This window comes from Burkholderia sp. L-4, assembly GCF_056856535.1.
Genome location: NZ_JBXEOX010000002.1, coordinates 254290 through 266374, shown reverse-complemented (window position 1 = coordinate 266374; position 12085 = coordinate 254290). Strand labels below are relative to the sequence as shown.

Annotated in this window: 9 protein-coding genes and 1 pseudogene; all 10 read left to right on the top strand. The window is 66.0% G+C overall.

The genetic code is table 11. The annotated features are described in order from the left end of the window. Window positions 1–146 precede the first annotated feature (146 nt). Window positions 147–1438 (top strand): annotated as a pseudogene (locus AC1VVG_RS17985) (quaternary amine ABC transporter ATP-binding protein); the annotation flags it as partial. After that, window positions 1431–2327 carry a choline ABC transporter permease subunit gene (gene choW / locus AC1VVG_RS17980; protein WP_034186004.1) on the top strand — a complete coding sequence of 299 codons (897 nt, stop codon included), beginning with the start codon at window positions 1431–1433 and terminating at the stop codon, window positions 2325–2327. The pseudogene AC1VVG_RS17985 and the gene choW, both read left to right, overlap by 8 nt. A gap of 108 nt (window positions 2328–2435) precedes the next feature. Then, entirely contained in the window at window positions 2436–3434 is a 999-nt protein-coding gene (locus tag AC1VVG_RS17975) for a GlxA family transcriptional regulator (RefSeq protein ID WP_034186005.1), read from the top strand. Window positions 3435–3544: 110 nt separating this feature from the next. Further along, entirely contained in the window at window positions 3545–4492 is a 948-nt protein-coding gene (locus AC1VVG_RS17970; protein ID WP_482835972.1) for a choline ABC transporter substrate-binding protein, read from the top strand. Between the two features lie 586 nt (window positions 4493–5078). Next, window positions 5079–6116 carry a fimbrial protein gene (locus AC1VVG_RS17965; RefSeq protein WP_482835971.1) on the top strand — a complete coding sequence of 346 codons (1038 nt, stop codon included), beginning with the start codon at window positions 5079–5081 and terminating at the stop codon, window positions 6114–6116. 64 nt (window positions 6117–6180) lie between these two features. Beyond that, window positions 6181–6363, top strand: a complete 183-nt coding sequence (locus AC1VVG_RS17960) for a hypothetical protein (RefSeq protein ID WP_049035325.1) — start codon at window positions 6181–6183, stop codon at window positions 6361–6363. Between the two features lie 207 nt (window positions 6364–6570). Beyond that, window positions 6571–7773, top strand: a complete 1203-nt coding sequence (locus tag AC1VVG_RS17955) for an HlyD family secretion protein (protein WP_482835970.1) — start codon at window positions 6571–6573, stop codon at window positions 7771–7773. Window positions 7774–7776: 3 nt separating this feature from the next. After that, a complete protein-coding gene (locus tag AC1VVG_RS17950; protein WP_482835969.1) occupies window positions 7777–9876 on the top strand; it encodes a peptidase domain-containing ABC transporter in 2100 nt (699 codons plus the stop codon). Continuing rightward, window positions 9873–11180, top strand: coding sequence for a TolC family outer membrane protein (locus AC1VVG_RS17945; RefSeq protein WP_482835968.1), 1308 nt, complete (start codon window positions 9873–9875; stop codon window positions 11178–11180). Before AC1VVG_RS17950 ends, AC1VVG_RS17945 begins: the two co-directional genes overlap by 4 nt. Continuing rightward, the gene (locus AC1VVG_RS17940; protein ID WP_226103930.1) at window positions 11170–12084 is read left to right on the top strand and encodes a hypothetical protein; all 915 of its coding nucleotides are present in this window, start codon (window positions 11170–11172) and stop codon (window positions 12082–12084) included. The genes AC1VVG_RS17945 and AC1VVG_RS17940 overlap by 11 nt, the downstream gene beginning before the upstream one ends. The last annotated feature ends 1 nt before the right edge of the window (window position 12085 follow it).

Below are 12085 nucleotides of genomic sequence, written 5' to 3'. Positions count from 1 at the left end.
GGCGCGTTGGCGCAAAAACTCATGCGATGCGTGCCGCGCTGCTGCGCACAAGTCCGGCGGGGGATGCCCGTCGTTGCTGGGTGTGCGCGTATTGCACCGCCGCAATCGGGTGCCGCCGCGCGGCGCGGCCCGCCAGGCGGGGCTGGAGGGTGTGTCGTATTTGCGCAAGCGTTTGTCGTAATTCGTCGGCAGGTCGGGGTTTTTTCTGGCAACTATGTAGGCACGCTATGACAAGCGCGAGTCCCCGCTACACGAGGAGAAGGTTTCGATGGATGCCCCCAAGGTCGTGGTCGAAGGTCTGTGCAAGGTGTTTGGAAGCAACCCGCAGCAGGCGCTCGACATGCTCGCCGCCGGCGCGACGAAAGACGATGTGCTCAAGCGCACCGGTCAGGTCGTCGGCGTGCACAACGTCTCCTTCGATGTGCAGGAAGGCGAAATTTTTGTGCTGATGGGCCTGTCCGGCTCCGGCAAGTCCACGTTGATCCGCCTCGTGAACCGGCTGGTCGATCCAAGCGCCGGCAAGGTGATGATCGACGGGCTCGACGTCGCATCGGCGCGCCGCTCGGCGCTGACCGCGCTGCGCCGCAAGGACATGAGCATGGTGTTCCAGTCGTTCGCGCTGATGCCGCATCGCACCGTGGTGTCGAATGCCGCATTCGGCCTGGAGGTCGCCGGCGTCGGCAAGAAGGAGCGTGAGCGCCGGGCGATGGAAGTGCTCGAGCAGGTCGGCCTCGCGCCGTTCTCGCACAAGCTGCCGTCCGAGCTGTCGGGCGGGATGCAGCAGCGCGTCGGCCTGGCCCGCGCGCTGGCCGTGAACCCGTCGCTGATGATCATGGACGAGGCGTTCTCCGCGCTCGATCCGCTCAAGCGCCGCGAAATGCAGGACGTGTTGCTGCAACTGCAGAAGGAACAGCGCCGCACGATCATGTTCGTGTCGCACGATCTGGAGGAAGCGCTGCGCATCGGCAACCGCATCGCGATCATGGAAGGCGGCCGGCTCGTGCAGGTCGGCACGCCGCAGGACATCATCGCGAACCCGGCCGACGATTACGTCCGCGCGTTCTTCGACGGCATCGACACGAGCCGCTACCTGACGGCCGGCGACCTGATGCAGACGGGCGCCGTGCCGATCGTGTCGAAGTGCGATGCCGCGAACGTCGCGGCGACGCTGAACGGCAGTGCCGACTATGCGTTCGTGCTCGACGCCCAGCGCAAGATCCGCGGCTTCGTCACGCGCGAAGCGATCGGCCAGGACACGCCGTCGGTGCGGCCGATCGAAAGCATCCGGCACGACGCGTCGCTCGAACATGTCGTCGCACGTGTGGTCGCGAGCCCGAATGCGCTGCCCGTCGTGGACGACGACGGCTGCTACTGCGGCTCGGTCGATCGTGCGCTCATCCTGAAAGCCATCACGCGTTCGCGAGGTTCCCATGTCTGAAATGATTCCGCTCGGTACCTGGGTCGACCAGTCCGTTCACTACCTGCTCGACCACGACGCGAAGACGTTCGACGCGATCGGTCAAGCGATCGAGGGGCTCGCCGCATTCGTCGAGCATGGCCTGCAGGCGATCCCGATGTGGTTGATGATGGCGATCTTCATCGGCGTCGGACTGTGGCGGGTGGGCTGGCGCTTCGCGCTGTTCACCACCGCGTCGCTGCTGCTGATCTTTGCCACCGGCTTCTGGGATCAGACCATCATCACGCTCGGCCTCACGCTGTCGTCGACGATCATCAGCCTCGTGCTCGGCATTCCGCTCGGCATCTGGGCCGCGAAGAGCAAGTGGGTCGCCGCGATCGTGCGCCCGATCCTCGACCTGATGCAGACGATGCCGGCCTTCGTCTACCTGATTCCGGCCGCGATGCTGTTCGGTCTCGGCCGCGTGCCGGGGATCCTGTCGACGGTGATCTTCGCGATGCCGCCGGCGGTGCGCCTGACGAGCCTCGGTATCCGCCACGTGAACCGCGAGATCGTCGAAGCCGGCCAGGCCTTCGGTTGCACGCCCTGGCAGCTGCTGTACAAGGTTCAGTTCCCGAACGCGCTGCCGTCGATCATGCAGGGCGTGAACCAGACGATCATGATGGCGCTGTCGATGGTGATCATTGCGTCGATGGTCGGCGCGGGCGGTCTCGGCAACGACGTGCTCGCGAGTATCCAGCGCCTCGACATCGGCCTCGGTTTCGAAAGCGGTCTGTCGGTCGTGCTGCTCGCGATCATTCTCGACCGCATCACCGAAAGCTTCGGCCGTGCGCCGGGCACGGTGAAGGCGCCGCTGTTCGCCGGTCTCAAGCAGCTCTTTCGCGTGAAGACCGCGCCCGCACAGGCCTGATCTCCGGCGGCCGGTACACCCGCCGGCCGCTCACCCTGAACAGATGACGGCTTCCGCGGCCCGAGCCGCGGGGCTGGCCCCCTGCAACCTCCTCGCCAGGAGACCGATGTGACGTCTGCCGTCGCTGTGGCGCCCGCCGCCTGCGTTTCACCGGTTTCGTCCCTCGCCCATTTCGGCTTCCTGACGCTGCCGAACTTCTCGATGATCGCGTTCTCGAGCGCGGTCGAGGTGCTTCGGATGGCGAACTACGTCGGGCGTGCCGACCATTACCAGTGGTCGATCTACTCGCTCGACGGCGCGCCCGCGCATGCCAGCAACGGCATCGCGGTGCGGCCCACGCAGGCGCTCGACTACGAGAACCTGCCCGACGTGATGATCGTGTGCGGCGGCATCCGCATCCGCGACGTGGTCGACGAGGGCGCGCGCGATACGCTCGCGGCGCTTGCCGAGCGCGGGCTGCCGCTCGGCGGCATCTGCACGGGCGCGTACGCGCTGATGTCGAGCGGGCTGCTCGACGGCTATCGCTGCACCGTGCACTGGGAGAACCTGTCCGCGCTGCATTCGGAGTTTCCGCAGGTCGGTTTCGCCGACGAGCTGTTCGTCGTCGACCGCGACCGGCTGACCTGCACGGGCGGCACCGCGCCGCTCGACCTGATGCTGAACCTCGTCGGCATGCGCTTCGGCCAGCAACTGGCCGCGCAGGTGTCCGAGCAGTTCATCCTGGAGCGCATCCGCAGTTCGACCGACACGCAGCCGATTCCGGTCGATGCGCGCGTCGGCTTCTCGCGCGCGGAGCTGATCGAGGTCGTGCGGCTGATGGAGGCGAACATCGAGGAGCCGCTGTCGCTCGAGGAACTCGCGCGGCTCGTGCGGCTGTCGCAGCGGCACCTGCAGCGGATGTTCAAGGTGTACCTGAACGTGTCGCCGACCCACTATTACCTGACGCTGCGCCTGAAGCGCGCGCGCGACCTGCTGCGCACGACCGACGCGTCGATCGCGCGCGTGACGACGGTCTGCGGCTTTCATTCGCCGTGTCATTTCAGCAAGGCCTACCGTGCGCAGTTCGGCCATGCGCCGAGCTACGAGCGACGGTTGCCGGGGCGCTGAACGGCGCCGCCACGCAACATTCGGTCCGCGACGTCGCCGGGATCGCGGCGCGCGGCTTCAATAAACGATCCCGCATTCAAGCAAACGACATCACTTTGAGGAGAAGCAAGATGAAGCGCCTATTGATCGCAGCGGTGTGCGGAATCGGGGTAACCGCGCCGATGTCGGCCGTTTATGCGGCCGATCCGCCCGTATGCAAGAACGTGCGCTTCGCGGATGTCGGCTGGTCCGACATCGCGGCGACCACGGGCCTCGCGTCGACGATGCTGCAGGGCCTCGGCTACAACCCGACGAAGACGATCGCCTCGGTGCCGATCACGTTCGCCGGGATCAAGAGCAAGCAGATCGACGTGTTCCTCGGCTACTGGTCGCCGACGATGGACCCGATCATCCAGCCGTTCACGAAGGCCGGCACGATCAAGGTGCTGGCGACGCCGAACCTGACCGGCGCGAAATACACGCTCGCGGTGCCCGACTACGTGTACCAGGGCGGCCTGAAGTCGTTCGCGGACATCCAGAAGTACGCGGACAAGCTCAACGGCAAGATCTACGGGATCGAGCCGGGCAACGACGGCAACCTGCTGATCAAGAAGATGATCGACGGCAACAAGTTCGGCCTCGGCAAGTTCAAGATGGTCGAGTCGAGCGAGGCCGGGATGCTGGTCGAAGTGAATCGTGCGATCCGCGACAAGCAGTGGATCGTGTTCCTCGGCTGGGAACCGCATCCGATGAACGTGCAGATGAAGATCGACTACCTGAGCGGCAGCGACGACGTGTTCGGCCCGAACTACGGCGAAGCGAAGGTGCTGACGGCCACGCCGCCCGACTATGCGCAGCGCTGCCCGAACGTCGCGAAGTTCGTGTCGAACCTCCAGTTCACGACGACGATCGAGAACCACGTGATGTTGCCGATCATGAACAAGGAAGACCCGAACAAGGCGGCCGCCGAGTACCTGAAGGCGAACCCGCAGGCGCTCGACAAGTGGCTCGCCGGCGTGACGACGCTCGACGGCAAGCCGGGTCTGCCGGCGGTGAAGGCGTATCTCGGCGTGCATTGAAGGTGGTTTGCAGGTTCGGGCTGCAAGCGCCCGCCTCCGGGAAACCGGGGCGGGCGTTTTTTCGCATGCGCGGCACCGTGACGATCCGGTCCCGCGGCGCCGCTTCCCGCGTCCAGTGACGTTTTGCGAAGCGTCCGGTTGACCGTTACCCGCGTCAAAAAATAAAACACGGCAATCCGCCGATCGACGCGTGTTCCGCCCGCGCACTTTGTCGCGATATTTCTGACTTGTCCGATTGGCTTCGACGTAGCCGGGCATGAGAATAACGCCTAGTTCACAAGGCGGACGGCAACATGACTCGGTCGATGCTTGCGGGCGCCTTGTGCAACCGGCCATGTTCCTGTCGAGGATCGGGTAGCGATTTCGTTTGCAGTCGACCGACGAAGATCGGACGGGCCGCATCTTGTCGTGCGTCGGAAAAGACGCGAAACGACATCTCACGCTGGGCTGCGGCGAACGACATACATGGTCCCTGAATATCTTGGCGAGGCTGACGTGGCAGTGGCGTCGGCGGCTCGCGGAGTCGATCATGCATCGAAGGGGAATTGCAGTGAACGACGAAAGTCGTGGCAACACGCTGAAGCGTATGTCATTTGTCCCGGCGGCGTGCCGCTGCCTGCCCGGCTTCTGCGCCGGCGTGGCGCTGCTGGTGTTTGCATGCCTGCCGTCGCGAGCGATGGCCGCCTGCGAGCTCGGCACGGGCGGCGTCTATCGCGTATCGCTGTCGCTGCCGGCGAGCGTCACGGTGCCGCGCGATGCGCCAGCGGGTACCGTCATCACGAGCGCGCGATACACCTATTCGTTCAATCAGTCGAAGCCGGTCGGCGTCTACTGTACGACGGGGACAACCGTCGAAAACCAGAGCGGATCGGGGGTGCAATCGTCCAACGGCATCATTCCGACAGGTACCCGGGGCATCGGCTACCGGTTGCGCCTCGAAGCGGACGGCTATGCGCCGGACACCGGTTCTTACACCATACCGGTGTCGGTCTTCAATACCGCGTCGCGGTGCGGCTATCCGGCGAGCGGCAAGTGCTACGTCTATCTGGGCACGCCGGTCGTGCTGGAACTCGTCAAGACGGGCGACGTGCCGCACAACGCGGTGATTGCCGGCGGGCTGCTCTTCACGCAGCGCATCGGCGGTCTGGCCGCGTCGACGGTCACGCTGTCGACGCCGCAAGTGAGCGTCGCATCTCAGAGCTGCACCGTGACGTCGAGCAAAGTGAACGTACGCTTCGGCCGGATCGGCGCGCACATGTTCGGCGGGGTCGGCAGTGCGGCGTCCGCGGTTCCGCTCGGTATCTCGATCGATTGCCGGGGCGTGTCGTCGAGGATTGCGGTGACCTTCACCGACGTCTCGTCGCCGAACAACCGTTCGAATGTGTTGTCGCTGACGAGCGATTCGACCGCGCGCGGCTTCGGCATCCAGATATTGTCCGACGCACGGCCGATCTCGTTCGGCCCCGATTCGTCCGTCGCCGGCAATCCGAACCAGGTCGTGATCGGCACGGTCAGCAACACGATTTACGAAGTGCCGTTCTCGGCGCGCTACATCCGCACGGCGTCGGACATCAAGGCCGGCACGGCCAACGGTCTCGCGACGTTCACGATGTCGTACCAGTGATGTGCAGCGCCCCGTGGCCGCGGCATGGTTGGCCAAATCGTTTTCAACCCAAGGAGCAGGGAAGATGAAAAAAATCGATCGCACGACGCTCGCGCAATCGCAACTGGCGGGAGGTTGCTGCAAGCGGCGGAGCACGCCGACAAAGAACACACGCTCGGCGCCGCAGCCTACCGCCACGCCGCCCACCACGACGCCGCCGACCACGACGCCGCCCACCGGCGGTGGCGGCGTGACGATTCGGCCGTAGCGCTGATTCCCGGCTGTCGCGAACCGGTCGACGGTTCGCGCAGTTCCGCTGCCACTCCGTCGCCGGCATCACGCCGGCGCGTTCATGCACGGCACGTATGCCGCGTGATGCGTCGCACCGGGTTCCGCCCTGCACGCGGCCTGTCGCCGCGAGTCGGTCGACAGGCTGCCGGGCCGCGCGGGCGGCCCGACATCCGGAACATCGAAATTGGATTGGGAAGCTGGAAAACTGCCGCGCTTCGCGGATGTGTCGTGGCGCTGGATCGCATACTGCGCGTCGGCCATCGTCGGCGCGGGCATTGTCTTTGCATGTGTTCAGGAAATCGAACTCAAGCGGGACGTGCCGTGCGAAATCGTGTCGCCGTTCGATGTCAGGATTACAGGTCATGAGGGGCTCGTGACGGCTGTGTACGTGGCGTCGGCCACCCCGGTGCGAAAAGGGCAGCCGCTGTTCCGGCTGGCACGCGACCTGACGTTGTCCGCCGACGGCCGCCCAAGGCCGGTCTTCGACGAAGCGTCGCGCGACAGGCAGACGGCCGCGACGAACGCGCAATTCGACGATCGCATCGCCGCGCTGCAGGCTCGCATGCAGGCGGCCGGACGCACGGAGGCGGCGCGCATGCGCGAACTCGACGCACTCGGCGATCGGCAGCACCGCTTGCGGCAGATGGCCGACGACGCGCGGCGCAGGCTTGCCCGTGTCGAAGGCGCCGCCGACTACGTCATTGCCGATCGCATCGAGCAGGCACGCATCGAGGTCCGTCAGAACGAAGCGGAGATTGCCCAGGGAGATGCCCGGCATCAGGCGCTGCTTGCCGATCTCGAAACCTTGCGCGGTAGCCGCCGCGAACTCGACGCGCAGGTCCGGGAACTGCATGCGCAGCGCGATCGTGAAGTGCAGGACATTCTGGTGCGTTACGAGGCGGCGCGGCGGGACATCACCGTATCGGCGCCGAACGACGGCATCGTGACGTTTTCGGGCCTCGTGCCGGGGAATGCGCTCGCGTCCGACGACGTCGCGATCGTGATTTCGACCAGCCCGAAACCGTCGCTGTCCGCCGCACTGCGCATTCCGTCGCGGCAACGCGGGTTTGTGCGGGAAGGGCAGACGGTCCGCATCAAGCTCGACGCGTTCCCCTATGCCCGCTTCGGCAGTGTCGCCGCGCGCATCGACTCGATTTCCGGCACGACGATGACCGCGGTCACGGCTTCGTCGCCGTCGTCGGCGCCCACCGGTGCGCGACCGACCGATTACATGGCGTGGGCGACGGTGCGCAGCGCGACGTTCGGCTCGCCCCGCGAGCCGCTGCGGATCCTTCCGGGCATGCATGGCACCGCGAGCGTCGTCGTCGAGCGCCGTTCGATCGCCGAGTGGGTATTCGAACCGCTGTTCCAGATGATCCGGAGTTGACGCGTGCGCGTGATTTACCAGAATGAAGTCGCGGACTGCGGATATGCATGCCTGGCGATGGTGCTGAGCCATCTCGGGCGCGCGACCGAAGTACGCGAGATTGCCGCGCGTCGTCCGGTGTCGTCGCACGGGCTGACGCTGATGGACCTTTACGACGTCGCGACCGATTTCGGGCTGGCGGTGCAGGCGTATCGGTTCGACGCCGGCGATCTGGCCGACATCCGGCCCGGCTCGATCATCCATTTCGGCGGCGCGCATTTCGTCGTCTTCGAGCGCGTTCGCCGCGGCCATGTGCAGGTGATCGATCCGGCAGTCGGGCGACGCCGCGTCGCGCTCGACATGTTCCTGTCGAGCGTGTCCGGCTATTTGCTCGAATGTGCGCCGACGCCGGGCTTGCCGCGCATTCGCGCACGTTCGCGCGTGCCGGCCGCGCTCGAGCGCGTGAGAGCGCTGAACCCGCAGTTGCGCGGGCAAATCGGCAAACTGCTGTTCGTTGCGCTTGGAAGCCAGTGCGCGATCCTGGCCATGCCGTATTTCGGCAACCTGGTGCTCGACCAGATCGTGACCAGCGACAACCGGAATCTGCTGCGGATTCTCACGCTGACATTCGCGAGCATTTTCGCGATCGGGACGTTCAGCCGCTTCGTGGAGTCGTATCTGACCGCGCTGGTTCATACGCTCGTCAACGTGAACATGACCGAAGGGCTGATCGGGCAATTGCTGCGCCACCCGATTCCGTATTTCGAGAAGCGCAACGTCGGCGACCTGTTCGCGCGCGTCAAGTCACAGGATGAAATCAACGAATTCGCAGTGCGCACCGCGATCTCGCTGCGGATCGATCTCGCGGTCGGCGGCATCGCGGTGCTGCTGATGCTCGCGCAGAGCCCGCTGCTGGCCGGCGTCGCGCTTGGCATATTCGCAACGTATGTCGGCGCGGCATTCGCGCTGTATCGGCCGATGCGTGATGCGCACATGCTGGTGCTCGAACGGACGGCCGAATGCGAGGACTTGCTGTTCGAGACGATCCGGGGGGCTCCGGTGATCAAGCTCGCGTCGGGCGAAGTGCGGCGCACGGCGATTTACATGGCGAAATTCAAGGCGTGCGCGGCGACGATGCTGCGGAGCGCGAAGCTCACGGCCTGGCGCGACGCAGTGTTGAAATTCGTCGACTATGCGGACGTCGTCGCGATTACCTGGCTGTCGGCCGGACTGATGCTCGACGGCAAGATTTCGGTCGGCGTGTTCTATTCGTTCATGATCTACAAGTCGCTCGCGTCGGAGCGGCTCGCGCAGGCGATCAACGCGCTGTTCGCGCGCCTGATGCTGACGGTGCCGGTCGCCCGGGTCGCCGATATCGTCGACGGCGAGCCGGAGCGCTATACGCCGCTGGAGCAGATCGGCCGCGCGGCCGAGACGCGGTGCTTCGAATCGATCGAGATGAGCAATGTTTCGTTTGCATATGGGGCGTCGGACCGTCGCGTGTTGACTGGCGTGAGTCTCGATATCCGGCGCGGCGACCGCATCGCGATCGTGGGGCCGTCCGGATGCGGGAAGTCGACGGTCTTCAAGCTGCTGTGCGCGGCCGAACACCCGCAGCATGGCGACGTATGGCTGAACGGCGTGCGCTACGCGAATCTCGAGGTCGACGAAATCCGCCGGCACATGACGCAGATGCGGCAGGGCGACCTGATCCTGCGCGGATCGATCGCCGACAACGTGTCGCTGTTCAGCGCAAATGTCGACCCTGCGCGCATCAACCGTCTGCTCGACGAGGTCGGCCTGCTGGACGACGTGATGCGCTTGCCGATGCGCACGCGCACGATCATCAGCGATTCGATCGCGAACATCTCGGCGGGGCAGCGGCAGCGCCTGCTGCTCGCGCGCGCACTGTATCAGCCGGCCGAGCTGATGCTGCTCGACGAGCCGACGTCGAACCTCGACGCCGCGTCGGTTCAGCGTATCGCGGCGTTGTTGCAGCGTATCGATCGAACGGTCGTCGTGATCACTCACGATCGCTCGCTCGCCGCCACGTTCGAGCGCTGTTACGAACTCGTGGATGGCGTGCTCGTGCCGGGCATTGCCAATGGCGAGCGGGCGGCATGACGATCGGACGGATCCTCGTCGCGGCGGTGCTCGCATACGTGTCGCCGCACGCGCTTGCGGACGACCTGATGTCGGTCGTGACCAGCGCGCTCGATTACGACGCGGAACTCGCCGGCGTGCGCTCGGATGTCGAAATCGGCCGTCTCGGTGTGCCGCGCGCGCGCGCCGCGCTGTTGCCGCGGATCGATGCGGGCTGGGGACGCACGTACAACCGGATCGCGACGCGGAACGTTCCGTCGATGCATTACTGGCAGAACGGCTGGACGGTATCGTTGACGCAGCCGCTGTTCGACTGGGAACGCTGGATCGCCTATCGGCAGGCGGGAACGGCGGCCGCCAAGGCGGAACTGACCTATGCGCGTGCGCAGCAGGCGCTGATGCTGCGCGCCGGGCGTGCGTATTTCGACGTTCTGGCGGCGACCGACGAATTGATGCGCGCGACGGAGTATGTGGCGGCGGTTGCCGAACAGCACGAGATCACCGTGCACCGACGGGCGGCCGGAGAGGCGACGCTGATCGACGTACGCGAGGCGCAGGCGCAGCTCGATGCGGCGCGACTGCAGCAGATCGACGCGCGGCAGGCCGTCGATTCGCGTCGCCGGATTGTCGAAACGCTGATCGGCCGGCCGCTCGGCCCGTTCGCGCGCGTGCCGGACGAAACGCCCGCGTTGCGGCTCGATCCGGATGACGCCGGGTATTGGATTGCCCAAGCGGAGCAGAAGGGCTATCCGGTCCAGATCGGCGAACTCGCCGTGCGCGACGCGCGGGATGAGGCTCGCCGAGTACGCGCGCAACGGTATCCCGTCGTGAATCTGACGGGCAGCCACACGCCGGCGGGTGCGGCATCGGGTTTCGCGCAGCCGACGACCACGACGACCGCGATGGTGACGATATCGATCCCGCTGCTGACGGGCGGTGACATCCAGGCGCGCCTCGGGCAAGCGTTGGCGGGTGAGGACAAGGCGCGCAGCGCGCTGCAGGCAGCCACCCGGCAGGCGGGGGCCGACACGCTCGACGCCTTCCAGCGGCTGCACTGGGCACGCGAGCGCGGCGAACTCCTTGGCCGCCTCGTGCGGGCCAACGAGCGAACGCTCGACGCGACGCGGATCGGCTACCGGGTCGGCAGTCGTTCCAACCTCGATGTGCTGCGAGCGAGCGAGGCACTTTTTGCGAGCCGCAAGGCGCGGCTGGGTGCGCACTACGACATGCTTGCCGCGTACCTCGCGTTGAAATCCGGTGTCGCGTCGCTGGATTTCGACGACGTCGCGCGGATCAACGGATGGTTGACCGGCGATGGCCGATAAGCGGCAGCGACGCCTCGGCTGGCGCGATCGATGGCTGCTGCGCCTGTCGGGCCGCGGGCTCGAGCGGTTGGCGCTGGCTGTGTGGGTCTTGCGGAGTCTCGGCAGCCCACGCACCCGCTGGGCGGGCCGGTTGCGCTACGAGTGGGGGCGCGACCACGTCGCGCTCACCCGTGCGCACATCTGGCGGACGATGGCGGCAGGCGAATTCGAGCGCCTGATGGATCGGCGCCTGCATGCCGAACGCGCTGCCGGCCGCGATGTCGAATGGCCGGGCCTCGAAGCGGCCACGCAAGCGCTGGCTCGAGCGATCGCCCGGATTCGCGACGAATCGGGCGGCCGTCCCGTGATCGTGTCGCCGTTTCATTACGTGTCGCAGTTTGCGAACGTGATCGTGATCGATGCGTTGCGCGACGCGCTGCAATTGTCCGAGATCGCAGTCGTATCGGGCATCGCGCGGGAAACGTATGGCGGTTTCGAGTCGACGCTGATGCCGAACGTGCGCGTGTTGCACACCTACGACGAAGTCAATCGCAATGCGCTCGGGCTGCGCGTCTTGCACGCGCTGCGACGAAACGGCGTTGCCGTGGTGTTCGCCGATGCGCCGCCGTACCTGATGCAGCGCTTTCCGATGGAGACGATCGAGGTCGCGATGTTTGGGCGGCCGGCGCGGATTCACCGTGGCGTGTTCAGGATCGGCGCGCGCGCCGGTGCGGTGCTGGTGCCGTTCCATCTCGAATTTGCGGCTGGCCGGTTCGACCATCGGATCTTCCCCCCGATTGATCTCGTGCAGGCCGACGCGCCGCAACGCGTGTCGGATTGCATCGAGCGCGCGTGTATCGATGCGTATCCGGACTGGATTCTGGCCGGGCATCCGTCGCAATACGGGTTCGCGCCGCTCAGGTAGG